A 26621-nucleotide genomic window follows, 5' to 3' on the forward strand; every position below is an offset into this window, starting at 1 on the left:
TCACGCATTTCAGCGCTATAGCCTTCTTTAAAATAAAGCACAGCACGAATGGCAGGAATAGCCCCAACATAATCTTCTGGACCTTGGGGAGTGAAAATACCTCCACCAATTGCACCTTTTTCCTGTTGATCAGCCCAAACCTTATAGTCTTCTTGATTTTTAAAATGCAAAGACCTATCCCCAATCCACACGCCGATCTAAAAATGCATATTTAGAGCTTAGTTTAGGTTCTGCCTGTAATTTTTCAAAATAATCCAGTACGTCACTCTCTGGAATATCAAAACGTTTTAACCAATTGTCCGCAAGATAGCCTTTGACCAACGGAATCTCATCAGTGGAGTAGTTACCGCGATGGAAACTGCCAATCTTTTCAACCCGTAACGGTTTTAAAACACGATTCATTAATACATAAGGCGCTGGTAATGGATCTGTTTCAATTGAACCCGGCAGCGGTAATCTTCCTGCTTGAATCACTACGCCTGCGCCATAGTCATAACCGATAAACCAACTCATCGGTAATTCAATATTTAGTGCTTTTTCTTCACGAATTTGATTAAACCATTCCGTGTTAATCGCAGTTAACCAATTTACAGTTTTAATGCCATGAATTAAATTATCTGATTCTAGATAAGGGTTACCAATATCCATTGCCCACATTTTTCTTGAAAAGAAAGCTTCAGTTGGTTCATTTTTATCACTGCGAATTTCTGAGATTAAACAGGCATAACCAGCATAACCATGATGTGCTTTTAAACGGCGAGCACAATTCAAAAACAGTTCAATAAATGCCTTACTGTGCTCTTCTACCCATTCAATCGGCATGGCAAAGGTTAGAGTGCTTTGTTGTGTTCCCTTTGCAAATTGCCAACGGCTAATTCCACCAATATTAAACTCCCAAGCCCCCGTCTCAAATTTTTCTTTACCACTGGTATATAAAAAGCTAATCGGTGTCATTGGGCTATAGAGTTTAAAAATTTCACGGATTGGTTTTAACTTGCTATAGGCAATACAATCTGCCCCAGCACCTTTAGGTGGCGAACCTTGCCACAACCAAGTGAGATGCTCGTTGGCATAAGTCTGATAATCATCAAAACACTGTGCAATCGCTTCACGCATCTCATCGCTATAGCCTTCTTTAAAATACAGTACCGCACGAATCGCTAGATTAGCCCCTACATAATCTTCAGGGGCAGGTGCAACAAATAAGCCATGCCCCAAAGCTCCTTTTGACTGTGTTTTTGCCCAAGCTTCATATTCCTCTTGCGTTTTTAAATACATACTTTTTCCTTTGTTCTACCAAACAGGTACAGGAAATCTCGGCGCTGGAGTTTTCCCACGAGAGATAACATATAATAATGCGCCTGCAATTCCAGCAGCCCAAGCCGCAGCCGTAGATAGCTCAGTTACAGTACTCTCTTCCAGATTGCCGCAATCGCACTCTTCTGGCGTTAAAACTTTAACTTTATTTGCATCCCCAGCAATCTCTGTATAGCTTTTTTCTTGATCTCGGCCATACACATCATTACCAAATTTAATTTCCACCACATTCTTAATATTCTCCTGTGTCGGTGGCTTGCTTGGATCTTTGACAATGATCACATCGGGTCGTTTAGTTAAATTCTGTCCTTTTTCATAAGGATACCCTTTTTCTTTCTCCCAATATTTACGAATCCAAGCAGGCACATATTCATGAACTTTTGTCAGCAGACGCTTACTCATGATTGGCTCAGGTGGAGAGGTTGTCATATCGTAGGTCACCTCGGGTTTATAAGGACTTTGATGCCTCATAAATTTATCCAATTCACGCAAGCGTTCCGAGACACAGGACTGATGCAGATTTTGCCCAGTCTTCCCTTTATTTGGTCTCAGACCACAATAACAAATCGCCTTACATAACACTTCTTTATCTTGTGGCGTTAAAGCCCCTTGATCAAGCGCAATGACTTTGATGGGTTCTAACTGCGTCGTGGTGAGTGTTCCAAGTGGTTTTCCGCCCTTAGCCATAATTTAACTCACCGACTAAATCCAGATAGATTTTTGCCTCAGACGGTGTATAAATCCAGTCAGTAAACCCATTTTCATCACTTGCATAAATCGTGCTTGTGCCATCCTCTGTCGTAACTCTGACACGCCGATGCGCAATTGGCTCACCTGTCTTTTGATCGACGATTTGAAATCGGCCACTATAGTTTTGGTGCTCAGGCGCAGCGACCGTCTCTGCATCTTCATCGTTCGGATTTCCTATCAGGTAAGAAGAAAATGGAGAACTTGGGTCAACTATCACCAAATATTGGCTGGGCAACAAGCTTGCACCACATGCTGTTTTCATATTGGCTAGGGCAACAGCCCGCCCATCGGGCAATATAAAACTATTTTCACCTTGGGTAATCGGGAAAACACCTTTACATTTCGGACAGGCAACCATATAGCCTTTGCCCGCCATGCCGATACCATTAATTGAAATACTTGGGTGTCCTTGTATGACCACACCGCCATGATCAGTTTTGCAACCTTGCACAATTATAGCTAGAGCCATATAGATATCCTTATCATTGTTTTTAATTTAACTAAATTATAAACAATAAAAGTCACCTGTATACAGACCAGTCCATCTTATTAGTAAAATTAAGTAAACCTCTACAGCTTTAAAGAGAATTCTGATTGCACTGAAAGAAATGAGAATCAAAATCAACATTACCTACAAAATCCATATTATGTACTTATTCTTAGGTTATAATTTCTTACATGAACTTCATTATCTTTCCATTTTTTGACCATGTTTAAAAAAGCATTCTTCCAAATTCATTGGTTTTTAGGGATTACTGCGGGGCTTATTCTCTCTTTGATGGGGGTAACAGGTGCAATCTACTCATACGAACCACAGATTCTAAAATGGATCAACCAAGACAGCTATGTTGTTGAGGTTGCTCAAACCCCAAAACTCACGCCTGCTCAGCTGTATCAACATTTCAATCAGCAGCAACCCGAGATTGAAATTAACAGCATTACCATTGCTTCTGACCCAACGGCATCTTCGACCGTCAATATCAAAAAAGAAGGTGCACGTCGTGGCTATAATATGATGGTGAATCCTTATACCGCTGAGGTCCTACCTGATATTAAAGGTCGTGACACGCTGCAATTTATTCAGCGGTTGCACCGTAATTTAACCGCGGGAGAATTTGGGGCACAGATTACTGGCGCATCTACGCTGATGTTGATTTTCTTTGTATTGAGTGGCATCTATCTGCGCTTTCCAAAGAAACATAGCATCAAACAATGGTTATTTATTAAGCCAAAACTGAAAGGTCGTAATTTTATTTGGGATCTACATGCAGTGGTTGGAACCTGGGTGGTGGTGTTCTATCTATTGTTTGCATGCACCGGCTTATATTGGTCTTATGACTGGTGGCGTGCAGGTATGTTCAAAGTCATGGGTGTTGAACAACCACAACGTAATCAACAAAACAATGAACGTGGCAAAAATAAACAGCCTGAGCTGGAAAAAGCACAGCTTAACAGCATCCTGACGCAGACATGGACTGGGGTAAATGCGCAGATTGGGCGTGAATACTCAAGCTTAACCTTGAATATTCCAAAAAATGCGGATGCAAAAGTTGAACTCTCGTTTGTCGATGCCACCCCTCAACATGAACGTGCGCGTAACCAAGCAGTCTATAATTATCAAGACAATAAATTCGAAAAATTTGAATTGTATGAAGACAAGAAGCTCAACGAAAAAATCATGAGCAGCATGTTGCCTGTGCATCGCGGCAGCTTTTTTGGTTCGACCTATCAATTTATTGCCATGCTGGCTTCACTGGCAATGCCACTATTCTTTGTAACGGGCTGGATGCTGTATCTAAAACGTCGCAAACAGAAAAAGCTGACTCAAGCTGCACGTCAGTCACTTAGCGCACAGCAGATTGATCCAAATGCTAAGCCTTGGCTGATCACTTATGCGACGCAAACAGGTGTGGCTGAACAACTGGCATGGCGTACTGCGACCAGCTTGCAGGAAGCGCAACAGCCAACGACGGTTAAACCGATCCAGCAATTGACTGAGCAAGACCTATTGCAGGCGGAGCAAGTTTTATTTGTGATCAGTACCTATGGCACAGGTGAGGCACCCGATCTCGCTGCAAGTTTTAGCAAGAAACTGATGCAACAAAAGCTTGATCTTAGCCAAATGCACTATGCTGTACTCGCGCTCGGTTCAAAAGAATACTCTGATAGTTATTGCAGCTTCGGCTATGCAGTCGATGCATGGTTAAAACAATGCAAAGCACAACCATTGTTCGATTTGATCGAAGTGGATAATGCCAATGCCAACGATATTCAGCGTTGGAATCAAGGTCTATCTGCAGTAACCCAGCATGAGCTACATGCAATGAATATTGAGAAAGTATTTGATCAATGGACCTTAAGCGAACGCTCCCTGCTCAATCCAGATAGCCTCGGGCAAGCAGCCTACAATATCGAACTGCGTTCGGCTTCTGATATGACATGGCATGCGGGAGATATTGCAGAAATTCAACCAGCCAATAGCCTAGCTGAAATTCAAAACTTCTTGATCAAGTACCAAACCCCAGCCCACAGTATCGTTAAATCATTGAACCAAAATATTGAACAAGCACTTTGGGATAAAAATTTGCGGGTTGAAATCAAGCCTTTCAGTTCGCTTGAAGATTTACTGGAACAGTTGCCGACTTTACCTACGCGTGAATATTCGATTGCCAGCATTCCATCGCAACAAATACTGCGACTAGTGGTTCGTCAAAAACGCGATGAAAATGATCAACTCGGCCTTGGTTCTGGTTGGTTAACCGAATTTGCAGAGCTTAAGCAAACGGTTGCTTTACGTATTCGGACCAATGAATCCTTCCATTTAATTGACGATAACCGCCCGATTATTTGTATTGGTAATGGTACAGGTATTGCTGGTTTGATGAGCCTGTTACAACAGCGTAATCGACAAAATTACACGGCAAACTGGCTGATCTTTGGTGAGCGCCAACGCGAACATGATTTCTTCTACCAAGAAACCATTCAAGCTTGGTTAAACATGGGGACACTACAACGTCTTGATTTGGCTTTTTCTCGCGATCAAGAGCAGCGCGTCTACGTTCAGGATGTATTACGCAACAATGCTGATGAACTGATCAAGTGGATTGAGCAAGGGGCTGTGATTTATGTCTGTGGTAGCATTGAAGGCATGGCCTCAGGTGTTGATCAAGCTTTGACAGATATTCTCAGTGAAGAAAAACTAGATGCATTAAGACAGGCTGGGCGTTATCGTCGAGACGTTTATTAATCTTTTTCCGATCTAAAAAACGAGTGCCAGCCACTCGTTTTTTTTCATCAGCGCATAAGAGAATTTGCCTTTCTCAGAATTTTGCATACACTTAGCACGGTTCAAATCGACACAATTAAGATTATGCAAATAAGTTCATGGGTTCGTATTGTTTTCGCCCTTATCGGTTCAATTCTTTTTTTAGATGGCGCAATTCTGATCGCCTTTAAAAAGATTCACATCGGAACAGTACTCCCTCTCCTCCTTGGGCTATTTTTCTGTCTTTATGCTTATTTCTATTATCATATTGAACGTTTCTTCTTCTATCATTTCCGCCTGCATTCGATTTGGCGCTTTGGTTGGCTATGTTTCTGGATCTGGTTAGTGAGCTTAGGCTATTTCTTTGATTATCTTTCAGACAATAATGCCAAAACCCAACATATTCCACCCGTCAAAGCGATTATTGTATTAGGTAGCGGCGTTGAAAATGGCCAACCTTCTGCCACATTGGCTAAACGCCTAGATCGCGCTGCCCCGATTGCTTTGGCTCAACCACAAGCCAAATTAGTCATGACAGGAGGGATTGATTTTGGTGAACATGATAGTGAAGCAATGGTGATGTCACGTTATGTACAGCAGCACTATCAAATCCCAACCTCACAAATCATCTTGGAAGATAAAAGCACCAGTACCGAGCTAAATCTTAAAAATAGCCAACAACTCTTGCAGACACAACAAATTAGCATCCAGCAACCGATTGCAATTGTGACCAGTGATTTTCATACCTTGCGTGCTGCCGCGATTGCTAAGAAACAGGGCTACAGCAATATCACCCTACTTGGCGCAACCACACCTCTTGCGACACGCTACAATGCATGGCTAAGAGAATATTTTGCCTATGCCAGTGGTTGGATCTTAAATGAATATTGATTGAGGGTCTCCTCCTTCAATACTAGGATGAAGCTGAGTTATGCAAACGAATATCGCGTGGTAGCGGAAGTTTTAACTCAGCAAACACATCAGGACGCTGTAAATAGATTTGATATAAAAAATTCTTGATATCCAATAATAAAGCATCTGGAGAAACCAACAGGTTATTGCCTTCAGGGGTTAAATCCAAAGATAAGATGGTATTGTTTTCTTTTAAAAATGGAATCATTTTTTCAATAAAGGCCAGCAAAGTTATTTCCTGAATTTCGTATTGCGCCCAATTGTCTTTAATTAATAGTTTTGCCAAACTTTTATTTTGCCAAACCGATAACGCATGCTGTCCAGAGGGTGTTGAGCATAATGCCCAGCCGTCGTGATAAAGTGCGATCACCTGACGTTGCATAATAATATTTTGGATAAACTGACGATATGCATCTTTGAGTGAAGAATTGGCAGGTGTATTTTGAGATTTCGACGCAGCCTTGCGTTGATAAGGGTTTCTCATAAAGTACTTCATATTAGAATCATTATTGATGCTAATCATAAAATAACTTTATTGGGATTACAATGTATGAGATATGGGGAGAAATATGGTGGGCGCTGACGGGATCGAACCGCCGACATTCTGCTTGTAAGGCAGACGCTCTACCAACTGAGCTAAGCGCCCTGAGGAATAAAAATTGATTGACTATCAATTTTTATGACGCAAGACAAACGGAGTGCGTAGTGTCTTACATTTTCATTTCCTTGAACAGGGAATCAAGAAAATGGCGCAGCGGACGGGGCTCGAACCCGCGACCCTCGGCGTGACAGGCCGATATTCTAACCAACTGAACTACCGCTGCACTGTATACTTCTATAGAGAAGTAGATGTCACTAATTATGGTGGGCGCTGACGGGATCGAACCGCCGACATTCTGCTTGTAAGGCAGACGCTCTACCAACTGAGCTAAGCGCCCTGAGCGAGGTAACAAATCTAAAGCATCGCTTTAAAAATTTGTTTGAATATAAAAGACATAAATTCTAATGTACTCAACTCTATCTAATCTTGCAATCTTAAAGTGGCGCAGCGGACGGGGCTCGAACCCGCGACCCTCGGCGTGACAGGCCGATATTCTAACCAACTGAACTACCGCTGCACGATAATTTTGCAATCATAGCAAACGACGATTAAAACTTAAGTGGCGCAGCGGACGGGGCTCGAACCCGCGACCCCCGGCGTGACAGGCCGGTATTCTAACCAACTGAACTACCGCTGCACTTGAGTCTTAACGTAAAGAGCTTGGTGGGCGCTGACGGGATCGAACCGCCGACATTCTGCTTGTAAGGCAGACGCTCTACCAACTGAGCTAAGCGCCCTTAACGTCTTCATCGTTTGTGAGGTGCATTATAGAGAATCTTTACAGCCTGTCAAACGCTTTTGCCATTCTTTTCCGAAAAAACCGCACGAATGATTAAAAAATAAGTCATTCCATGCAAAAACCGATATTTTCGTATTTTATTTAAGCACTTATTGCGATTTTCATGCATCGTTTTTAATGGCATGTTCAGAAATATAAACCCGTGCCTGCTCAGAAATCAGCTCAAAAAGCTCTATCACTTCATCATTTTTCATTCGGATACAACCATGTGACATGGGAATGCCCATCGGTTCAGTATCTGGTGTGCCATGAATATAGATATAGCGCTTAAAGGTATCGTGCCCTTCCCCATGGTTAAAGCCTTCTTCTAAACCATCCAACCATAAGATTCGTGACAAGATCCAATCACGTTGCGGAAATTGCTGGGCTAGTTGTTGGTCATACACCTCACCCGTGGGTTGGCGAGCAATAAATACCGCATTTTTAGGCGCATCCCCACCGATCTTTTGTGCGACCTGATGCCAGCCTCGTGGCGTTTTACCACTATTCTCTTGTTCACCAATACCGTTTTTACCCGAAGAGATCACATAGAATTTATTATGTTTTGGCAAATGTAAGGTTTGTTGTGCCAAGTCAATGATGATGTCTGCCTGATCTAGGGTATAGCTCATTTTTATCTCGAAAACTGATAGAACAATTTTATTTCAACATAGACTGTCAGCTTTTTCTTGTGCTTTTCAGTAGTTTTAATTGTTCGTCGGTTTTAAATATAAAAAAACAAAACAGTATGATTTATCTTTGGGATAAGCTAAAAGCGTTGCTTTAAGTTTATTTATCCTCGCCACTCGCAGCATATGAGCCATATTTGGCGCAAGGTCTTGCGCATGAGGAATTATTCCGCAAGAGCGTTGCTTTTCTTAACTCGCCACTCGAACATAGTTCTCGTCTTGCGCATGAGAAATACATTTCGCAAGAGCGTTGCTTTGCTTAAACTCGCCACTCGAACATAGTTCTCGTCTTGCGCTCGGACAAAGCGTTGCTTTGTTTATCCTCGCTCAGGCTCGGGGCGTAACCACAACCACACAGCCACGATAAACATGGTGACATCGGTAAAAACTTTTACCCAAAATGGCGCATTGGTAAATAGCATCAAAATACCACTGATCAGCATCATGATACTGGCAATCCATTTTGCCTTACGAGGAACAGTGCCATGCTCGCGCCAATTGCGTAAGGTCGGTCCATATTTGGGATGATTCAACAACCATGCATCCATTTCAGGCCAGCCTTTGGAAGCGGCCCATGCGGCAAGAATCAGAAATACGGTGGTTGGCATGCCAGGTAAAATTGCTCCAATGATTCCTAACGTAATAAAAATCACGACCAAACTACGCCAGAATAATGTTTTCATTGAGCAATTAACCAACACCGATTTACAACCGTGCTAGTATAAAGTGTTTTTATCGTTCTTTCTTAAACTTCACTTATTATTTCAATGATTGAGTTAATTCATGCCTAACCTGATTACCACTTCCAGTTATTTTGAACCGTGGTTACAGTTTAACAACCCAATCGTACGACATTTAGCATTTTGTATTGCCAGCCCTAATATATTGGCTGAAATTCCCAATGAGCTTCATGTAAAACATCATTTTGAACTCCACTCAGATCTGATTTGGCAAGGTCATTATCAACGTTATGAATCACGCTTAAAACAGCTCGATCAGCAGCCCCAGCCACTGATTGATTTTCTGGCACAACTCAAAAGTACCCGACTTGGTCTACGTTTTGAAAATTTGCTCTGGTTTTGGTTATTGGATGATGATTATCATCCCTATCAGTTGCTAGGACACAGTATTCAAAAAATTGCGGGTGCAATCACTTTGGGTGAACTCGACTTCGTGGTATTTAATCAGCAGACCGCAGAAGTTGAACATTGGGAAGTCGCCTTAAAATATTATCTAGGCGAAGGACAATTAGATTTAGCGCAATGGTATGGCCTAAACAGAGAAGATACTTTACAGCGAAAGTTAAAACATTTTACTGAACGGCAATTTCAGTTTTTAGAAGCCAATCACCATCAAATTCAAAGAAAGTTTGCAGTGATGAAAGGCCAACTCTATCTACCCCAAGAGCAAAATAACTTAAATTTACCATCTTGGATCAATGCATCACGACGTTTAGGGCATTGGGGTACGCACATCCCACAAACGCCTTATTACCGCCTACAACGACATGAATGGCTCTGCCCTGATCTAAAGCCCTCATCACAAACCGCAGTCTGGTGGAGCAATGGTCTGTATCATCAAGCAACAGCTGAACCAAACTTTTATATGTTTCGTCAGCCCTCATTATTATTTAGTGTAACTTAACAAAGTAATTACCCAATAAGATAACATTTCATAACACTTCTACCATCAAACACTTATGTTCATTTTCTGGTAAATTTTTTAGCCTCTTAAGTACATCATAATTATATTCAAACGGAGAAGATGATGAAAAAAATCTTAGTTGCTTCAATCATGACTGCTTTTGTTTTAACTGGTTGTAATACATTCAAGGGTATCGGTAAAGATGTGTCTAAGGCAGGTGACAAAGTCACTCAAACTGCTGAAAAAACACAAGATAAAATGTAATCCTTGAAAGCAGCTTAGTAAAACCTTATCTAAACCTAGATAAGGTTTATTTTTACATACCTTTCTTTAGCATATTCCCCTATTATATCGGTTCATATTTCACCAGATTTAGCTACATCCCGCATGAACCATTCCGATACACTCGAACTCAGTTTACAACTCCTACGTCAACCCTCTGTAACGCCTATTGACCATGATTGTCAAAATATCATGGCTGAACGTTTGGCAAAGATTGGCTTTAATATCGAAAACATGCGTTTTGAAGATGTTGATAATTTATGGGCACGTCGTGGCACAGAAAATCCCGTATTTTGTTTTGCAGGCCATACCGATGTAGTCCCTACAGGTCACTTAGACGACTGGAATTCAGATCCATTTTTACCAAGTATCCGTGATGGTAAATTATATGGTCGTGGTTCTGCCGATATGAAAACAGCTTTGGCTGCGATGGTGGTTGCCTCTGAACGTTTTGTTGCTAAACATCCGGACCATAAAGGCTCAATCGCCTTCTTAATTACTTCTGACGAGGAAGGCCCATCCATCAATGGTACCGTAAAAGTTGTTGAAACATTAGAAGCACGTAATGAAAAAATGACATGGTGCTTGGTCGGTGAACCATCTAGTACCCATCAATTGGGGGACATTGTCAAGAATGGTCGTCGTGGTTCTTTGAATGCGGTCTTAACTGTATATGGTAAACAAGGCCATGTGGCATATCCACATCTGGCAGAAAACCCGATTCATACGGCCTCTAAAGCACTGAATGAGCTCTGCGAAACCGTTTGGGACAATGGTAATGAATATTTCCCTGCAACCTCATTCCAGATTTCAAATATCCAAGCAGGTACTGGCGCAACCAACGTCATTCCAGGCACATTAAAAGTGACCTTTAATTTCCGTTATTCGACTGAAGTCACTGCCGATATCTTGAAACAACGCGTACTTGAGACTTTAGATCAACATAAACTCAATTACGACATCCAATGGACTTTATCTGGTTTGCCATTCCTGACGCCTGTCGGTGAGTTAGTCAATGCTGCAAAAACCGCGATTAAGAGTGTCACGGGCATCGATACCGTGCTTTCAACCAGTGGTGGTACTTCGGATGGTCGCTTCATTGCACCAACAGGTGCTCAAGTGCTTGAATTAGGCGTATTGAATGCCACGATTCATCAGATTAATGAACACGTCAATGTTGCCGAGCTTGAACCATTGGCTGAAATTTATGAGCAAATCTTAATCGAGCTGCTTGCTTAAAATAAAAAGACAGCTATAAAAAAGGAACTCAAATGAGTTCCTTTTTTATTATAGCCCAAGCTGGGTTTGTATATTTTGCAGATGGGGAACATAAAATTCATGCTCTCCCATCTTCACATATTTAAACACTTTATCATCATCGATTTCACGCTCTTCATCCACAATTTCAGAAATACGCACACGAATCGACTCAGGCATTTCATTGCAGACCAGTGCAAATCGTTCAGAAACGTCATCGCCTTCAATCACCAATGCAACACCGTGTTTCTGCTTTGGATCATTCACAGCGTAGACAGGAAGTTTTAGATCATGCCATTCGATATGATCAACGTTGGTTTGGGTATCCATCGCTGACAACACAATATTTTGTGGTAACAGCATCGGTACTTTTTGATGGCACTGAATAATATATGCATCAATAAATCCCGTTGAGACCGTAATTAAATGTTGTAACTCTTGCTGGTCAATCTGGCCCAGTGTGGAGTTTGCACTTTTCTTAGCCATTATTTTTCACCTCTTAGCGCACCGCAAGTAAGCTTTCAATATTTTCCAAGAGCGCCTCTTCTTGGAATGGTTTACCCATATACTGGTTTACACCCAACGATAACGCACGTTCACGATGCTTCTCACCGGTACGTGATGTAATCATGATAATTGGCAAGTCACGATGAATTTCATGATGTCGTACTAGGTTAGACACTTCAAAACCATCCATACGTGGCATCTCGATATCCAGCAACATTAAGTCTGGCTTCACAGTTTCAAGCTGTTCAATTGCATCCACACCATCTTTAGCGGTCACAACATCATAGCCTTGACGTTCTAATAGACGTGAGGTCACCTTACGTACTGTCACCGAGTCATCGACAATCATAATCAAGCGACGTTCATCATAACGTTGCTTGGTATAAGTCTCATCGGCCTGCTTACTGCGTGCAGTTGACTGCGCTTGTCGAGCAATGTTTTGACCATCCAAGATCAAACACACTTGACCATCACCAAGAATCGTTGCACCTGCAATCACGCCAATACTTGAGAACTGTTGCCCCACGGGTTTGACCACAATTTGTCCTCGCGAACCAATCAACTGATCAACCAATAATGCCGTGGTCTGACCTTGAGCCCCTTTAATCAACAGCACAGGTAGAGAATGTACCACGCCGCTTAAACGTGGAATTGGCTGTCCAGCCACGAACTCAGACAAGTAGCGTAAACGATAACGTTCTTGATCAATACTGAAGTAATCTTCTTGGCTTTCAAAGTACTGTTCTAAAGCCACAGGTGAGATACGTACAATACGATCGATCTGCGCCAATGGGAAGGCGAACTGTTGATCGCCAGCTTTTACCATCAAGGCATCACTCACCGCCACTGTGGTCGGTACGCGAATGGTGAAGGTGGTGCCCTGACCAAAGCTTGAATCGACACTGACATGACCACCTAAGGCTTTAATATCACTTTGTACAACATCCAGCCCAACACCACGACCTGAAATCTGTGTCACTTGAGCCGCGGTACTAAAGCCTGGATGGAAAATAAATTGTAGAATTTCTTCCTGATCCAGTTTCTGATCTTTGGTCATCAAGCCTGTTTGTAAAGCTTTCTCCTTGATGCGCTTAACATCAATGCCTTTACCATCATCACTAAAGGTCACCACAACATCTGTGCCTTGACGGCCAATGTTCAGCACAATATGACCCGTCTCTGGCTTTTGCGCTTGTAAACGCTGTTCGCGGTCTTCAATGCCGTGGTCAATCGCATTACGTAACATATGTTCAAACGGCGCAACCAAACGCTCAAGAATACTGCGGTCTAACTCACCTTCGGTATTATTCACCACCAATTCAGTTGGGCGGTTTAAGGTCGATGCGGTTTGACGCACAATACGCTGTAAACGTGGTAATAGACGCGAGAATGGGACCAAGCGAGTACGCATCAAGCTTTCTTGAATTTCAGCCTGAATACGTGACTGCTGTAGTAGCAAACCTTCGGTATCACGAATCTTTTCAGACAGCGTGGTTTTGAAATCAACCAAATCCGATGCTGACTCAGCTAAAGACTTGGACAATTGGTTCAACGATGAATATTGATCCATTTCCAGTGGGTCAAAGTCGGCATAACGCGAATTTTCACCGCCATGTCGTGCAATGATCTGACTTTCCAACTCACCTTCCATTCGGCGTAACTGATCCGCCAAACGCTTGATCGCCAGTTCCATTTCCGTCAGGGTACCGCCCAATTGGCCTAAGTCCATCTCGATACGTGAACGGTTGATCGCATTTTCCCCTGACAAGTCAATCATCTTTTCAATGACGTCAGCAGAGACACGGATCATTTCATTATTCTGTTCAATACGTTCAGCGGTTTCCCACTCACCCAACATTGACGGCGGCTCAGTACCATCCCCCTGAACAAACTCCATCGTATATTCAGGCGTAAAGATGTCCTTAGCAGAGAGCTTCTGTGGCAGTTGTGCCGAAACATCGACAAACTCCATCTTCTCTAAGCTTTGTTTTAAGCCATCAAAATTGGCATATTGGCGCTTAAAGATCGCATCATGCAACCATGCGAATGCTGTATTGAGTAAATTGTCATACACATTCGAACTGAAGTGATGTACACCGAATTGCTCAAAAGCATTCTCTAAATGATAGGCAATAATCGCGATGGCATCCATTTCTGCCATGCGTGCACCACCTTTCAGACTGTGGGCATTACGCTGTAACTGTAATAGCAAACTACGGTTACCCCGTTGATCGAACCATTGCTTCAATAAACTTTGTGCTTGCTCAAGCAATTCTTCTGCTTCTTCAAGGAAAGTCTGTTCAACTAGATTACGAACATCATCATCTGTCGTATCAGCAACGGTTTCTACCAATTGTGCTGCGGAAATATCCTCAAGCACTTCTGTCTCAACAGGTGAAGCCTCAAGCTCAATCGCTTGTTCAGCAACTACGGCTTCAACATTGTCCAACGCAGGCTGTTCCACCTGAATCGCTTCAACTGCGTCAAATTCTTGTGCTGTCTCAGGCACTAGCTCTACAGCAACAGACTCAATTGATTGATCTGCCTGTTGTAATAACTGCACCACATGCGTCGATGGATAATCTGTTTGCTGATCGCGAATGGTTTGAATACGATCTGCAATATCATCCTGTACCAAACGAATAATCGCGATGAGTTGTGGCGTCGCTTGAATCTGTTGGTTAATTAGCTTTTCATAAATGGTTTCTAATTCATGCGCGATCAAACCAATATGACGCGCTTGAATCATATTTGAACCACCTTTTAAGGTGTGCAAATAACGCATCAAATTCTTTAAGGCATTAACGTTTTGATGGTCCGCAGTCCATGTATTCAGGTCCGTATCAATCCCACCGAGTAACTCATCTGCTTCTTCTAAGAAGATATCCAGTAGGTCTGGATCAAAGTCGCGGTTAGCATCTGCTGACTGGAGCTGTTGCTTATCCAAGGCAAGCTGTGCCGCAAAAGCAGTGACATCAATCGCAGTAGACTCAGTTTGAACAGAAGTGGCTGTCGTCAATGTTTCGACTGGCTCGGCATCTGCTTCACTCACGATTGATTGATCTTGTTCCACTGTTGATACAGCTTCAATTCCAACCTGATCAGCAACGGGTGCTGTTTTAGATAAATCAGCAAGTACAATCAACGTGTGCGTCGCTGGGTAATCTACCTGTTGATCTCGAATGATTTGGATACGATCGGCGATATCATCTTGCACTGAACGAATCGTCGCAATCAATTGTGGCGTTGCCTGAATCTGTTGATTGATCAGCTTTTCATAAATTGTTTCTAATTCATGCGCAATCAAACCGATATGACGCGCTTGAATCATATTTGAACCACCTTTTAAGGTGTGCAAATAACGCATCAAATTCTTTAAGGCATTGAGGTTTTGATGATCCGCTGCCCATGTATTTAGATCGGTATCAATACCACCGAGTAACTCATCTGCTTCTTCCAAGAAGATATCCAATACATCTGGATCAAAATCACGATTGGCATCTGCTGATTGGAGTTGCTGTTTATCTAAAGCAAACTGTGTCGCCACATCTGAGGAAGCATGACTCACTGCGCTAACGGGCTCAATAACAGATGCATCTACAGGCACATCCATTGTTTCCACCGCAGCAGCCTGTTCCAAAGACTCAATATTTTGCTGGGTAAACGAACTTAATTCATTCAAAACACGTTCATGTGTTTTACTCAATGTGACACGCTGTCCCGCCGCCAAAGTATCAAACAGTTGAATAAACTGTTGATGAACCTGATGATACAGCTCAAAGGCATAATCAAGATTAAGTAAACTTGGCTTATAGATCAAATCCTGATAGCTGGAACGCAGCAAGCTGGTGTATTGATACATCCCGATCGTGGCATGGTGATGGGTATGCTGTAACAAGGTTTCTGCTTGCTGACTCAAGCACTGAATATATTGTGGGAACTCGTGACGGGCACGCTTCTCAAAATCAAACTCAACGTCTAATAGATCATTGATATTCAATTCAAGTAATTCAGAAACCAAGCCTTGCGGCCGCACAGATGTTCCGTTCTTTTCTTCAAGTTGGAAGTCATAGCTATCCCAAGCAACATTGAAGGTTTGATAAATTTCATCAAACTGTTGCTGTGGTGCTTGCTGCTTCAAGGTATGCAAATAATCACGTACAAATTGCGCATAATGCGTCAGTAAAGCCGTTTCATCCGAGCTTGAATCCAGCTCTTCTTGTAATAATGTTTTAAACAGATTTTCAACTTTAGAGCTGGCCTCAAACACATGATCGACATGCGCCATGGCAGAGCTACCACGCAAGGTATGTAAGGCACGAATGAGCGTATTGTAGTGATCATTACTTGGGCGATCATTCTTTAAGAACTGATCAATCGTTGCAAGATGCTCTTCCGCTTCTTCCAAGAAGATGGCCAACGTTTCTTTAGCAAGTGCCTCATCTTCAAATGGTGCCGCCCATTCAAGTTCGGTAGCAGGCTCAAGCTGTTCTTGCTCAAGTAGCGTAGTTTCTCCAACAAGTTCAAGACCTGTCGACCCCTGCGCTTGATTCAGGTCGGTGGCTAGATTCAGAAGCTCTGCCAAAGCAGGTTCAGGACTTTGCTGCTGTTGTAATTGTTGTCCCAATAAAACCAATGGTCTGAAATCAATGAGATGACTTCGAACTGCTTTAAAATCATGTATAAGCTTAAAGCGATAAAGATTAAATACTGTTTGGACATAGCGTTGAATATCACTGTTGAGCACAATCGTACCAGCGATCACACGATTCAACGTATCTTCAACCGTCCATGCCAACTCACCTGATGACTTAGCACCCACCATTCTTCCAGAACCTTTTAAGGTATGAAAATGGCGGCGAATATCGCTCAACACATTGTGTTGATGTGGTTGTTCTGTCCATTGAACGAGTAATGGTTCTAACTCAACAAAGATTTCATCTAATTCTTCAATAAAAATCTCAAGAATCTCTGCATCTTGTTCAAGATAACTGTCTTCAGGAAGCGTCATCGTTTCAACTAACGTTTTTAATATTTGTTTCATAGCTGCTTCTTTCGTTTTTATCCACCAATGTGGGTAAAAATTACGTCTATCTATCACACAAGATGTAGTTACATTTCGCCATCACCTTGTTGAGATATCCAACATCTCTAAAAATGGAAAGACAGACACCCCCATCTGCCTTTCCAATTCGGTTTAATCAGGTAACTTAAAGTCCGTTACCGATTCACGTAATGATTCAGCCATGTTTGCCAACTCAGATACTGAGCGTGCTGTATCAAACGTTGCAGTTGTGGTTTGTGAAGTAATTTCCTGTACGACATTCATCGTGGTTGCAATATGACTGGCAGACGCAGACTGAAGTTTTGCTGCATCAGAAATGCTCGCAATCAGTTTTGCCAAGTCACCCGATACGGTTTGAATCTCATCCAGTGCAATCCCCGCATCCTTCGCCAAGTTCGCACCACGAACAACCTCGGACGTGGTTTGTTCCATCGAAATGACCGCTTCGTTGGTATCAGTCTGAATAGTTTTTACCAAGCTTTCAATCTGCTTGGTTGCTGATGCAGAACGTTCCGCAAGACGTTGGACTTCATCGGCTACGACCGCGAAACCACGGCCTGCTTCACCCGCCATCGATGCTTGGATCGCTGCGTTTAATGCCAAGATGTTGGTTTGGTCGGCAATATCGTTAATCAACGAGACGATGTTACCAATCTCTTGCGAAGATTCACCCAAACGTTTAATACGTTTTGAGGTCTCTTGGATCTGTTCACGAATGTGATCCATCCCTTCAATCGAACGGTTTACCACTTGCGCACCATTGGTTGCAATTTGTACCGAACGTTGTGCTACGTCAGCAGATTCAGATGCGTTGGCAGATACTTGGTCAATCGACAATGCCATTTCGTTCATCGCCGCTGATGCACCTGCAATTTCTTGTGCCTGATGTTCAGATGCTTCTGCTAACTGGTTGGTAATACTCTGAGTATCTTGGGTATAACGTGCAACCTCTTGCGAAGTGTCGGTAATACGAGAAACAAGGTCACGTAACTGATCAATCGCGAAGTTAATCGAGTCGGCAATCGCCCCCGTAAAGTCTTCAGATACTGTTGCATACGAACGCAAGTCACCGTCCGCCAAGTCGGCAATCTCATCCAGTAAACGTAAAATTGCGTTTTGGTTACGGTCATATTCGTCTTGTAGACGCGTTACACGTTCTTTATCAGTATTACTACGTAACATTAAGAGTTGTAATACAAAAAACACCAGAGCCGCTAAAGAGAGGATTAAGAAAATACCTGCAACAACGTTATCCCAACCACCTTCGGCTTTATTTGATAAATCATTGAGTGAGGTCAACAGCGCATCAGACTGCGAGAAAATCTGCGAGGATGCTTGACGTACACGAACAATCTGGTTGGCGTTTTGCAATACGGTTGCTGCTGCTGATTTCAATACAGCATCATAATCTGACTTAATGCTGTCTACAGATTCACGCAATGCTGCTGAACTGATACGGTCTACACCAAGTTCAGAACTACCATTCAATTGTGCATTCAGATAAACACCAAAAGTATCAATATCGGCACCAAAGTCATTTGCAGAAACGCTTGAGTTGTCTGTGCCGACCAGTACCGAGTTGATCGAACGTAAAATACGTTCTGCAATGAACACTTGGTTTTTGGTGATAATTACCTGACTACTCGGCATGTTTTCACGCACCATTTGGTCGACCATCAGGTTATATTCCGCCTGAATCTCAGGAATCGTTTCACTGATCGAGATGTTGGTGTCGTAAAGCTGGTTAATGACTTTTTGTTGCGATGCAATCAGATCAATATTCTTGGCAACAGTGTCCCAAAGACCACTGACTTTCTTGTACTCATCAGAACCTTTACCATAAACACTTTCAACAGTGTCTAGGTTTTCAGCAAACTGCTTCTCTGACTCGACCAATTTTTTCATGGCTTCTGGCGTACCAGATGCAGTTGCTTCAGTTGCTTGACGTGAAATGGTTTGCGATAACAAACGCAATTCACCCAAACTACGGGTCAACTGGTTTGAACGCGGAACGCTCACGAATAAGTAAATCAAGAGGATCGCTGCAAGGGCCAAAGCAATTAAAGCACGATAGATAATCGGTTTTGATTTCTCAGTTTCACCGAATAAGCGCGAAAACTGGTCAAGTTGCGTTCGAATATTGTCTAAGAACGCCCCACCCTTTTTCAGCCCTGCACTATCGCCATTGCCGTTCTTTTTTTTAAGTTTAAAGCCCATCTCAGCTTCTCCCCTGAATACGCGCTTATGTTCCGTAGCGTATAAATTAGTTTATAAATTTTATTGATGCATTCATGTACTGAGGGTTGTTTAATAACCGGCTCAATAAAAACACATGCCATTGTTGATTATGTTGATGGAAATGACCTTGGCAATAATCTTTCAATTTATTGTCCAGCTCATTATTTTGAGAGAAAAAACTCTTCTTATTAAAGTGTTGAATCCCCAAAACCTGATCGACGACCAACCCCACATAATGGTCTTGATGGCTAATACAAATCACTTTTTGCGTTGGAGAAAACTGACTTCGCTGCCCTGAAATAAAGTGTGTTAAATCAGAAACCGAAAGTAGTCGTCCACGAATATTGGCCAAACCTCGCACCCACGCCTGAGTGTTTGGTACTGGTGTGTATTTCGGAGGATAGATTACCTCCGAAATTTCCCCTAAAGGCGCAACAAAATATTGCCCTAACATCTCAAATGCGATACCAGACCAGCGGCTGACTTCATTTTGAGTTGAAGTGTATTGTTTATTGCCTCGCTTGGATAAACGAAGCAACTCGATAAATCCATTTGCTGCCATACCCTATCCCGTATTGAGTAATGAGAAGGCTCATCTTGAGCAAAAAAATTAACTTAATAATTGTTTAATGACATCAATAAGTTGCTGTTCATCAATAGGCTTAGTCAAATAATCACAAGCCCCTTGACGCTTACCCCATACACGGTCTGTGGCCTGATCTTTGGTACTCACAATCACAACTGGAATATGTTGAGTGTCCTTACCTTTACTAATTTGACGCGTTGCCTGAAAGCCATTCATCCCTGGCATTACCACATCCATCAGCACCAAGTCAGGCAATTCTGCCTGCGCCATGGTCACCCCATCAGCACCATTGGTTGCTTCAATAACGTCATAACCGTGCTTCGTTAAAATTTCTCTAAAGCGAAACGTTTCCGTAGGTGAATCATCTACAATAAGTATGCGAGCCATTTTTTCCTCAATCTTAAATTTTATGCGCTAACATGGTTGCGAATCGCGTTTAACAGCTCATCTTTACTGAATGGCTTGGTTAAATATTCATCCGACCCCACAACACGCCCTTTCGCCTGATCAAACAAACCGTCTTTGCTTGACAACATAATGACTGGAATATTTTGATAATTTAAAGAATTTTTAATTAATGCACAGGTTTGGTAACCGTCTAAACGAGGCATCATGATGTCGACAAAAACGATATCTGGATTAGCTTCTGCAATTTTTGATAATGCTTCAAAGCCATCAACCGCTGTAATTACTTCACAACCTTCACGTTGTAATAAAGTCTCAGCTGTACGACGAATCGTTTTTGAATCGTCAATCACCATGACCTTCAAATTTTGAAATTTATCTTCCATTTATTGTCCTGCCCCAATACTCAATACAAATTATGGTTGGTTTAATTTGTTTTATACAGATTAGTTGATATTTTTAACATATCTTTACTTGCATTATCAATGAAGTTTTTTGAACCAACCTATCAGTTTCGCTTAACAATCATAAACAGTTCACACTTTTGATTAAATTCCTAATTTTTTTGCTGAATAACTATTTTTAAATGTCTAAATTAGCACTAATATACAACTGATTATTATTTAAAAATAAGTGATTTAATTAACTTTTTTTCGGGGAATGTAATGACTGGTTCGTTAAAGTGCGGTTTCCGCATTGGTCACTTTACAACGATTACTCGTAGTTACATTTGTGGTTTTTTTCTATTGCTATTTGTCAGCCATTCTTGCCTTGCAGCTACTGAACAAGTTAAACCAGTTTGGTATCGTTATTATGACAAAAATGGCGTTGCCAATGTCAGTACCTCCGTCACCCCAGAACATATCAGACATGGCTATGAAGCACTTGATCGTAATATGCAGGTGATCAAACGCAATCGTGCTTATAATGCCGCTGCTGATGTTCAGCAATCGGCTCAACGTGAATCTCTCGCACGTCGTCGCGAACAAGATTTAAGACTCAAACGCGCCTATGGTAGTCCACAAATCGCAGCAGCAAAACGCGATCAAATCTTAGCAAATCTCAAAAAACAACTGAATTATCAGCAAGAACAATTACAGCAATTACAAAAGGACAAGATTGCTTTTAAACGCCAAGAGATGGAATATCATCGCAAAGGTGAAATGCTACCGACCCAACTTAAAAGCAATCTGCAAAATAATGCTCAAAATATCGAAAACGTCAAAAAAACGGTTGAAAGTCTACGTAATGCCTACCATAAGACTGAGGTTGAATATAGCGAGATTATCAATCGCCTAAATGCACTCGGCTCGACCTAAACCCTAAATATACAACCACGCACTGACCATCTCGACATTAATCTTTAAACAATTCCAATACTTAAGCGCATGCCTGTACTTTATACTGCGCCAAATTGAATGATTCATGTCATAATGCCCATTGCTCAAAACTGAGCTGATTATTTTGCTCATTGATAGCACTTTTTAAATAACACTTAACTTTAGGACAGTTTCCATGCGCGCAAGCCGCTTTTTATTTGCAACGTTAAGAGAAACCCCAAATGATGCTGAAGTGATTTCACACCAGCTCATGCTACGTGCGGGGATGATTCGTAAACTCGCTTCTGGCTTATACTCTTGGTTGCCCATGGGAACGCGCGTTTTAAAGAAAGTGGATGCCATTGTCCGTGAAGAGATGAACCGTTCAGGCGCATTAGAAGTCTTTATGCCAGTGACTCAACCTGCTTCGCTTTGGGAAGAGTCGGGTCGTTTTGAACAATACGGCCCAGAACTATTACGCTTTAAAGATCGTCATGACAATCCATTTGTGCTCGGTCCAACTCACGAAGAAGTAATTACCGACTTGGCCCGTAATGAACTCAAAAGCTATAAACAGCTCCCTTTGAATTTCTATCAAATTCAAACCAAATTCCGTGACGAAATTCGTCCACGCTTTGGGGTAATGCGCTCGCGTGAATTCATCATGAAAGATGCATATTCATTCCATGCGGACCAAGCATCATTACAAGAAACCTATGATGTGATGTACGACACTTATAGCCGTATCTTCACTCGTCTAGGTTTGGACTTCCGTCCAGTACAAGCAGATACCGGTTCAATTGGTGGTTCAGCTTCACATGAGTTCCATGTACTTGCGTCAAGTGGTGAAGATGACATCGCTTTCTCAACAGAATCTGACTTTGCAGCCAATGTTGAAATGGCCGAAGCCCTGTTAGTGGGTGAACGTGCTGCTGCAACTCAAGCGTATACTCTAGTCGAAACACCGAATCAAAAAACCATTGCGGATGTGTGCCAATTCCTCAATGCTGATGCGAAACAGTCCGTTAAAGCATTATTGGTACAAGGGCCGACCGATGATAAAGGTCATACACCAGTTGTTGCCTTGTTCCTCCGTGGTGACCATGAACTTAATGACATTAAAGCTGAAAAGCATCCATTGATTGCTGCACCATTAGCCTTTGCGACTGAACAGCAATTGCAACAGCATGGTTTAACCGCTGGTTTCTGCGGCCCACAAGGTTTAGTGGAAAAAGGCTTAACCGTGATTGTGGATCGTGCTGCATCGGTCTTGTCTGACTTTGTTGCAGGTGCAAATGAAATCGACAAACATGCAACTGGGGTTAACTGGGATCGTGATGCCAAATTCACAGAAGTATTTGACCTGCGTAATGTGGTTGAAGGTGACCCATCTCCAGATGGTAAAGGCACAATCCTGATTAAACGTGGGATCGAAGTCGGTCATATCTTCCAGCTCGGCACCAAATACTCAGAAGCGTTAGGCTGTAAGGTTCTTGGCGAAGATGGTAAACCATTTACCGTCACCATGGGGTGTTACGGCATCGGTGTAACACGTGTGGTCGCTGCGGCGATCGAACAAAACTTCGATGAGAAAGGCATTATCTGGCCACAAACGATTGCTCCTTTTGAAATTGCGATTGTGCCAATGAATGCACATAAATCACCACGTACGCTTGAAGCAGCAGAAGCATTGTATGCTGAGCTACAAGCACAAGGTTATGATGTCCTGCTAGATGACCGTAACGAACGTCCAGGTGTGAAATTCTCTGATCTTGAATTAATGGGAATTCCACATCGTATCGTGATTGGTGAAAAAGGTTTGGATGCAGGTACGTTCGAGTACAAAGGTCGTCGTGATGCTGAATCAAGCAATCTCAATAAAGAAGAATTATTAGCAAAACTTGTTCGCTAATCTAAATTCTAAACATAAAAAAGCCGTTTCCATGAAACGGCTTTTTTATTCATTAAGCAGTCAGATCTTTAATGGTTTCTGATGGGCCATTATTTTTCACAGACTCAATCCCCTTATCACGAGACTGTTCGCTTGCATACAGTTGACTGCTTCCAATCACCTGATGATTGGCAGCCTTTAAATTAAAATAAGCTTTTTCATTTTTAGACGTCAATCGTTCATAACGACCATCATCTGGACTATTTTTTTGTACCGATGCAATCCCATTTAAGGCCGCTGCTTTGGTTTTATACAACTCACTATTCAATACGGGCTCGCCATTTCCGGCTTTTAACACAAAACGATATTGCCCATCACTTGCTTGACTGACTTCGAACCATCCTGCCATAAGGACCTCTATTTTTTGGAGTTAGTGTTGTTTGTTATCTCATCCAATATAGAACAGCTGTGAAAGTTTAAAAAGATTAAATTTTGTTCGCTTTTGGTAATTATCATCAAACATAAAAAAGGAGCATTTTCATGCTCCTAAATAGAAATCGTTTAAACTTTTTTCACGAACTCTGACTTTAGCTTCATCGCACCGACACCATCAATTTTACAATCAATATTATGACCGTCACTGGCATCTGGAACCAAGCGGATACTTTTCACTTTTGTTCCAACCTTCACCACAGAAGATGAACCTTTAATTTTTAGGTCTTTCACAACCGTTACGCTATCCCCATCGGCTAGCACATTTCCATTGGCATCTTTAATGATGTCCTGTAATTCTGAAGCCGCTACTTCCCCTTCCTTCCATTCATGTGAACATTCAGGACAAATCAATAAATCGCCATCTTGGTAAGTATATTCTGATTGGCATTGTGGGCAATGTGGAAAAGACATAAAAGAAACTCAAAACGGCTATTATGATGGATAGATGTAATTTTTCAAAATTTTAGGCTTGAATCTCAATGCCAAGTAAATAATTCTTCAAAACTAAAGCATGATTCAGTTGAGGATCTTTGGCTGCATAAATCAGCGTCAATTGCTGTTGCGCTGCCATTTCTCGGAGCTGCTGTACATAAGGATTCTCTTTAAGCTCTTGATAATAGCCTTGCTGAAAACTAAGCCAATGCTCAGCCTTGTGGCAAAAAGCCTGCCGCAATGCCGTTGAGGGGGCAATTTCCTTTAACCATAAGTCTAAGTGCGCACGCTCTTTGGAAACCCCTCTAGGCCATAAGCGATCAACCAAGATCCGCTTTCCATCAGATACGGCTACAGGATCATAAATACGTTTAATCTCGATTTGCATACTCACTCGCCTTCAACTTAGACTTAACTTTCCATTGCAATATCCATCACCTGCCCTTTTGTATCAAAGCTGACACAAATCACATAATTGGTAACCCCATCGGGCAAGGTAAAATCAAGCATATCATGTGGCGCTAAGCCCTCCTCCTCGCATTGATGTTCAAGAACCAAAAACGCTAATACCTGCAACGGCGTTGGGGTCGATGTCCCAAAATGTTTTTGCCAATATGCAGATTCAATCTCTTCAAGATGATGTTGAATAAATAACTCTACACTGTCTTCGGCCTGTTGATTTTCTAAAGCTTCCCGCATTGCAAGGCGTGCAAGCTGCTCACGGCGTTCAACAATTGCTTGTTCTGACATAGCATCCCCCGATGTCATCATCATAAACTATATTTTTAAGCTGATTTTTCTTTTCGATTACTGATCTGGAATCTCAGCCTGCACCAATAAGCCAAGCAGATACAGTGATTCCTGCCACCCTAAATAACACGCTTCGACAGGAATCACCTCTGGTATGCCTTCTTGAGTGATATGGATTTCGGTACCGACCAATACTGGTTTTAATTGAATCGTGACTTGAATGTCACCCGGTAAATTCGGATCGTCAAAGCGATCGGTATAACGCAAGCGTTCATTGGGAACCAGTTCAACATAGGTTCCACCAAAAGAATGCGAGCGTCCGGTTGAAAAATTGGTAAATGACATTTTATAGCTACCACCCTCTTGAGGATCAAGATGATGGACTTTTGCGGTGAATCCATGCGGTGGTAACCACTTTACCAAGGCATCAGGATCTAAAAAGGCTTTATAAACCCGAGCAGGTGGCGCATTCAATACGCGATGTAATTTTACGGTACCCGTCATTATTATTCTCCAATCTTAGGATTCTTGTGTTGGATCGATTTATCATAGCGATTTGGTGCACAAATGCTATGCCTTTAATCCCTCATTTGAGCACGAATATCGAGAATCTCAAGCTGCTTTTTTGTGAAAAATAGCGCAAAATAACAATCCATATTTTCGTGATTAGAATGCAGATTTAGGATTGATCTATGAGTCAGCTTGCTTTTACTGCTTTTAGCTTAAATGGTGTAGATGCACAAAAATTTTTACAAGGTCAGGTGACCGTGCATGTAGAGCGTATACCTGAAAATGAAAGTCGCTATACCGCTATTTGTGATTTAAAAGGACGTATTCATTTTGGTTTATGGATTAAACGACTTGGCCCAGAGAGCTTTGAACTTGTAACCACGCAAGACCAAGCTGAAGAATTTGCTAAGCACATTAAAAAGTTTGGTGCCTTCTCTAAAATGAAGTTAGAACAAATCGGTCCTGTCTTTCCAACGGTAAATGGCATTCAAACCGAATTTTCATCAGTAGAAAGTGATCTCAACACTTGGCAAATTCAGGCAATTCAGTCTGGACAAGCGTGGATTAGTCAAAGTACAGAGCATTTATTTCAACCACAAGAATTACGATTACATCAACGTGATGGCGTACATTTTGATAAAGGTTGTTATCTCGGTCAGGAAATCGTGGCGCGTCTTTGGTTTAAAGCAAAGCCGAAGCATTGGTTGCATTTAATTCAAGCCCAAGGTGATCTGCCTGCGCCAGCAACTCAACTCAGCAAAGATGTTGAGGTGGTGAATAGTGTTTCATTTGAAGAAGGCTATTTAGCACTGGTCATTGCAAAACCCGCTGCTTTAGAAGAGCTCGGTGTAACCGCTTTGGATCTACCAGATGCACTGAATGGTGATGTGGCTCGCCCGCAATCATAAAACCCTAGCAAAAGCCCTCT

26 protein-coding genes, 6 tRNA genes and 1 pseudogene are annotated in these 26621 nt (G+C 42.1%); 9 read left to right on the forward strand and 24 right to left on the reverse strand.

From position 1 onward, the window contains the following. The 4 genes and pseudogenes from F957_RS22170 to F957_RS00275 form a co-directional block, all read right to left on the reverse strand. Positions 1 to 170: pseudogene (locus F957_RS22170) on the reverse strand (type VI immunity family protein); the annotation flags it as partial. Between the two features lie 4 nt (positions 171 to 174). Further along, positions 175 to 1278: a type VI immunity family protein gene (locus F957_RS00285; protein WP_016541447.1), complete on the reverse strand. Its 1104-nt coding sequence runs from the start codon at positions 1276 to 1278 to the stop codon at positions 175 to 177. A 15-nt stretch (positions 1279 to 1293) separates the two neighbouring features. Beyond that, entirely contained in the window at positions 1294 to 2004 is a 711-nt protein-coding gene (locus tag F957_RS00280) for a VRR-NUC domain-containing protein (RefSeq protein WP_016541448.1), read from the reverse strand. Further along, complete coding sequence (locus tag F957_RS00275) at positions 1997 to 2536, reverse strand: PAAR domain-containing protein (protein ID WP_016541449.1); 540 nt, start codon at positions 2534 to 2536, stop codon at positions 1997 to 1999. The genes F957_RS00280 and F957_RS00275 overlap by 8 nt, the downstream gene beginning before the upstream one ends. Positions 2537 to 2776: 240 nt before the next feature. On the opposite strand from F957_RS00275, the gene F957_RS00270 reads away from it, so the two are divergent. Next, the gene (locus F957_RS00270) at positions 2777 to 5314 is read left to right on the forward strand and encodes a PepSY domain-containing protein (protein ID WP_016541450.1); all 2538 of its coding nucleotides are present in this window, start codon (positions 2777 to 2779) and stop codon (positions 5312 to 5314) included. 123 nt (positions 5315 to 5437) lie between these two features. Beyond that, positions 5438 to 6223: a YdcF family protein gene (locus F957_RS00265; RefSeq protein WP_016541451.1), complete on the forward strand. Its 786-nt coding sequence runs from the start codon at positions 5438 to 5440 to the stop codon at positions 6221 to 6223. Positions 6224 to 6245: 22 nt separating this feature from the next. Here the strand turns inward: F957_RS00265 and F957_RS00260 are convergent, their stop codons facing one another. From F957_RS00260 to elsL, 8 genes are all read right to left on the reverse strand, one after another. Further along, entirely contained in the window at positions 6246 to 6728 is a 483-nt protein-coding gene (locus tag F957_RS00260; RefSeq protein ID WP_016541452.1) for a DUF2750 domain-containing protein, read from the reverse strand. Positions 6729 to 6814: 86 nt separating this feature from the next. Continuing rightward, positions 6815 to 6890 (reverse strand) — tRNA-Val (locus F957_RS00255). Positions 6891 to 6991: 101 nt separating this feature from the next. Next, positions 6992 to 7068, reverse strand: a tRNA-Asp gene (locus tag F957_RS00250). A 38-nt stretch (positions 7069 to 7106) separates the two neighbouring features. Continuing rightward, a tRNA-Val gene (locus F957_RS00245) sits at positions 7107 to 7182 on the reverse strand. Positions 7183 to 7285: 103 nt separating this feature from the next. Beyond that, positions 7286 to 7362 (reverse strand) — tRNA-Asp (locus tag F957_RS00240). A gap of 43 nt (positions 7363 to 7405) precedes the next feature. Then, a tRNA-Asp gene (locus F957_RS00235) sits at positions 7406 to 7482 on the reverse strand. A 24-nt stretch (positions 7483 to 7506) separates the two neighbouring features. Continuing rightward, positions 7507 to 7582: transfer RNA gene (locus tag F957_RS00230), tRNA-Val, on the reverse strand. 163 nt (positions 7583 to 7745) lie between these two features. After that, positions 7746 to 8255 (reverse strand): cell wall-recycling L,D-carboxypeptidase ElsL, encoded by a 510-nt coding sequence (gene elsL / locus F957_RS00225; RefSeq protein ID WP_016541453.1) that lies wholly within the window; start codon positions 8253 to 8255, stop codon positions 7746 to 7748. A gap of 38 nt (positions 8256 to 8293) precedes the next feature. Here elsL and F957_RS22160 point away from each other — a divergent pair, with 38 nt between their 5' ends. Further along, on the forward strand, positions 8294 to 8410 hold the full coding sequence (locus F957_RS22160; protein ID WP_407638714.1) for a hypothetical protein: 117 nt from the start codon (positions 8294 to 8296) through the stop codon (positions 8408 to 8410). A gap of 219 nt (positions 8411 to 8629) precedes the next feature. On the opposite strand, the gene F957_RS00220 is transcribed toward F957_RS22160, so the two are convergent. Continuing rightward, entirely contained in the window at positions 8630 to 8995 is a 366-nt protein-coding gene (locus tag F957_RS00220; RefSeq protein ID WP_005150086.1) for a YbaN family protein, read from the reverse strand. 100 nt (positions 8996 to 9095) lie between these two features. Here F957_RS00220 and F957_RS00215 point away from each other — a divergent pair, with 100 nt between their 5' ends. The 3 genes from F957_RS00215 (at position 9096) to dapE (ending at position 11477) form a co-directional block, all read left to right on the forward strand. Continuing rightward, a complete protein-coding gene (locus F957_RS00215; protein ID WP_016541455.1) occupies positions 9096 to 9956 on the forward strand; it encodes a DUF1853 family protein in 861 nt (286 codons plus the stop codon). A 120-nt stretch (positions 9957 to 10076) separates the two neighbouring features. Continuing rightward, a complete protein-coding gene (locus tag F957_RS00210) occupies positions 10077 to 10220 on the forward strand; it encodes an entericidin A/B family lipoprotein (protein ID WP_016541456.1) in 144 nt (47 codons plus the stop codon). Positions 10221 to 10343: 123 nt separating this feature from the next. After that, on the forward strand, positions 10344 to 11477 hold the full coding sequence (gene dapE, locus F957_RS00205) for a succinyl-diaminopimelate desuccinylase (RefSeq protein WP_016660716.1): 1134 nt from the start codon (positions 10344 to 10346) through the stop codon (positions 11475 to 11477). Between the two features lie 48 nt (positions 11478 to 11525). Here dapE and F957_RS00200 read toward each other — a convergent pair whose 3' ends face one another. From F957_RS00200 to pilG, 6 genes are all read right to left on the reverse strand, one after another. Further along, positions 11526 to 11981 carry a hypothetical protein gene (locus tag F957_RS00200; protein WP_016541458.1) on the reverse strand — a complete coding sequence of 152 codons (456 nt, stop codon included), beginning with the start codon at positions 11979 to 11981 and terminating at the stop codon, positions 11526 to 11528. A gap of 13 nt (positions 11982 to 11994) precedes the next feature. Beyond that, entirely contained in the window at positions 11995 to 17046 is a 5052-nt protein-coding gene (locus tag F957_RS00195; RefSeq protein WP_016541459.1) for a hybrid sensor histidine kinase/response regulator, read from the reverse strand. Between the two features lie 153 nt (positions 17047 to 17199). After that, positions 17200 to 19284: a methyl-accepting chemotaxis protein gene (locus F957_RS00190; protein WP_016541460.1), complete on the reverse strand. Its 2085-nt coding sequence runs from the start codon at positions 19282 to 19284 to the stop codon at positions 17200 to 17202. Between the two features lie 46 nt (positions 19285 to 19330). Next, positions 19331 to 19867, reverse strand: coding sequence for a chemotaxis protein CheW (locus tag F957_RS00185; protein WP_016541461.1), 537 nt, complete (start codon positions 19865 to 19867; stop codon positions 19331 to 19333). A 48-nt stretch (positions 19868 to 19915) separates the two neighbouring features. Then, positions 19916 to 20278, reverse strand: coding sequence for a response regulator (locus tag F957_RS00180; protein WP_004652355.1), 363 nt, complete (start codon positions 20276 to 20278; stop codon positions 19916 to 19918). Positions 20279 to 20298: 20 nt separating this feature from the next. Next, positions 20299 to 20682 (reverse strand): twitching motility response regulator PilG, encoded by a 384-nt coding sequence (gene pilG, locus F957_RS00175; protein WP_004652356.1) that lies wholly within the window; start codon positions 20680 to 20682, stop codon positions 20299 to 20301. A 279-nt stretch (positions 20683 to 20961) separates the two neighbouring features. Between pilG and F957_RS00170 the strand changes: the two genes are divergently transcribed. Next, the gene (locus F957_RS00170; protein WP_016541462.1) at positions 20962 to 21615 is read left to right on the forward strand and encodes a hypothetical protein; all 654 of its coding nucleotides are present in this window, start codon (positions 20962 to 20964) and stop codon (positions 21613 to 21615) included. Between the two features lie 196 nt (positions 21616 to 21811). Beyond that, the gene (locus F957_RS00165) at positions 21812 to 23527 is read left to right on the forward strand and encodes a proline--tRNA ligase (RefSeq protein ID WP_016541463.1); all 1716 of its coding nucleotides are present in this window, start codon (positions 21812 to 21814) and stop codon (positions 23525 to 23527) included. 52 nt (positions 23528 to 23579) lie between these two features. Here the strand turns inward: F957_RS00165 and F957_RS00160 are convergent, their stop codons facing one another. The 5 genes from F957_RS00160 to F957_RS00140 all read right to left on the reverse strand — a co-directional run bounded on the left by F957_RS00160 (position 23580) and on the right by F957_RS00140 (position 25693). Next, complete coding sequence (locus tag F957_RS00160) at positions 23580 to 23915, reverse strand: YegP family protein (RefSeq protein WP_016541464.1); 336 nt, start codon at positions 23913 to 23915, stop codon at positions 23580 to 23582. Positions 23916 to 24067: 152 nt separating this feature from the next. After that, on the reverse strand, positions 24068 to 24412 hold the full coding sequence (locus tag F957_RS00155; RefSeq protein ID WP_016541465.1) for a zinc ribbon domain-containing protein YjdM: 345 nt from the start codon (positions 24410 to 24412) through the stop codon (positions 24068 to 24070). 52 nt (positions 24413 to 24464) lie between these two features. Continuing rightward, positions 24465 to 24821, reverse strand: coding sequence for a DUF488 domain-containing protein (locus F957_RS00150; RefSeq protein WP_016541466.1), 357 nt, complete (start codon positions 24819 to 24821; stop codon positions 24465 to 24467). Between the two features lie 23 nt (positions 24822 to 24844). Next, the gene (locus F957_RS00145; RefSeq protein WP_045544739.1) at positions 24845 to 25207 is read right to left on the reverse strand and encodes a DUF2004 domain-containing protein; all 363 of its coding nucleotides are present in this window, start codon (positions 25205 to 25207) and stop codon (positions 24845 to 24847) included. A 33-nt stretch (positions 25208 to 25240) separates the two neighbouring features. Next, a complete protein-coding gene (locus tag F957_RS00140) occupies positions 25241 to 25693 on the reverse strand; it encodes an SRPBCC family protein (protein ID WP_171068334.1) in 453 nt (150 codons plus the stop codon). A gap of 182 nt (positions 25694 to 25875) precedes the next feature. Between F957_RS00140 and ygfZ the strand changes: the two genes are divergently transcribed. Then, entirely contained in the window at positions 25876 to 26601 is a 726-nt protein-coding gene (gene ygfZ, locus F957_RS00135) for a CAF17-like 4Fe-4S cluster assembly/insertion protein YgfZ (RefSeq protein WP_016541469.1), read from the forward strand. The last annotated feature ends 20 nt before the right edge of the window (positions 26602 to 26621 follow it).

The organism is Acinetobacter gyllenbergii CIP 110306 = MTCC 11365 (genome assembly GCF_000413855.1).
Taxonomy (GTDB): Bacteria; Pseudomonadota; Gammaproteobacteria; order Pseudomonadales; family Moraxellaceae; genus Acinetobacter; species Acinetobacter gyllenbergii.

Bases quoted from the DNA above. Each gene is read 5' to 3' on its own strand.
- F957_RS00150 (WP_016541466.1), bottom strand. From the start codon at position 24,821: ATGCAAATCGAGATTAAACGTATTTATGATCCTGTAGCCGTATCTGAT.
- F957_RS00155 (WP_016541465.1), bottom strand. From the start codon at position 24,412: ATGTCTTTTCCACATTGCCCACAATGCCAATCAGAATATACTTACCAA.
- F957_RS00170 (WP_016541462.1), top strand. From the start codon at position 20,962: ATGACTGGTTCGTTAAAGTGCGGTTTCCGCATTGGTCACTTTACAACG.
- F957_RS00200 (WP_016541458.1), bottom strand. From the start codon at position 11,981: ATGGCTAAGAAAAGTGCAAACTCCACACTGGGCCAGATTGACCAGCAA.
- ygfZ (WP_016541469.1), top strand. From the start codon at position 25,876: ATGAGTCAGCTTGCTTTTACTGCTTTTAGCTTAAATGGTGTAGATGCA.
- F957_RS00165 (WP_016541463.1), top strand. From the start codon at position 21,812: ATGCGCGCAAGCCGCTTTTTATTTGCAACGTTAAGAGAAACCCCAAAT.
- F957_RS00190 (WP_016541460.1), bottom strand. From the start codon at position 19,284: ATGGGCTTTAAACTTAAAAAAAAGAACGGCAATGGCGATAGTGCAGGG.
- dapE (WP_016660716.1), top strand. From the start codon at position 10,344: ATGAACCATTCCGATACACTCGAACTCAGTTTACAACTCCTACGTCAA.
- F957_RS00285 (WP_016541447.1), bottom strand. From the start codon at position 1,278: ATGTATTTAAAAACGCAAGAGGAATATGAAGCTTGGGCAAAAACACAG.
- F957_RS00210 (WP_016541456.1), top strand. From the start codon at position 10,077: ATGATGAAAAAAATCTTAGTTGCTTCAATCATGACTGCTTTTGTTTTA.
- F957_RS00220 (WP_005150086.1), bottom strand. From the start codon at position 8,995: ATGAAAACATTATTCTGGCGTAGTTTGGTCGTGATTTTTATTACGTTA.
- F957_RS00185 (WP_016541461.1), bottom strand. From the start codon at position 19,867: ATGGCAGCAAATGGATTTATCGAGTTGCTTCGTTTATCCAAGCGAGGC.
- elsL (WP_016541453.1), bottom strand. From the start codon at position 8,255: ATGAGCTATACCCTAGATCAGGCAGACATCATCATTGACTTGGCACAA.
- F957_RS00160 (WP_016541464.1), bottom strand. From the start codon at position 23,915: ATGGCAGGATGGTTCGAAGTCAGTCAAGCAAGTGATGGGCAATATCGT.
- F957_RS00270 (WP_016541450.1), top strand. From the start codon at position 2,777: ATGTTTAAAAAAGCATTCTTCCAAATTCATTGGTTTTTAGGGATTACT.
- F957_RS00280 (WP_016541448.1), bottom strand. From the start codon at position 2,004: ATGGCTAAGGGCGGAAAACCACTTGGAACACTCACCACGACGCAGTTA.
- F957_RS00180 (WP_004652355.1), bottom strand. From the start codon at position 20,278: ATGGCTCGCATACTTATTGTAGATGATTCACCTACGGAAACGTTTCGC.
- F957_RS00145 (WP_045544739.1), bottom strand. From the start codon at position 25,207: ATGATGATGACATCGGGGGATGCTATGTCAGAACAAGCAATTGTTGAA.
- F957_RS00215 (WP_016541455.1), top strand. From the start codon at position 9,096: ATGCCTAACCTGATTACCACTTCCAGTTATTTTGAACCGTGGTTACAG.
- F957_RS00260 (WP_016541452.1), bottom strand. From the start codon at position 6,728: ATGAGAAACCCTTATCAACGCAAGGCTGCGTCGAAATCTCAAAATACA.
- F957_RS00195 (WP_016541459.1), bottom strand. From the start codon at position 17,046: ATGAAACAAATATTAAAAACGTTAGTTGAAACGATGACGCTTCCTGAA.
- F957_RS00265 (WP_016541451.1), top strand. From the start codon at position 5,438: ATGCAAATAAGTTCATGGGTTCGTATTGTTTTCGCCCTTATCGGTTCA.
- F957_RS00275 (WP_016541449.1), bottom strand. From the start codon at position 2,536: ATGGCTCTAGCTATAATTGTGCAAGGTTGCAAAACTGATCATGGCGGT.
- pilG (WP_004652356.1), bottom strand. From the start codon at position 20,682: ATGGAAGATAAATTTCAAAATTTGAAGGTCATGGTGATTGACGATTCA.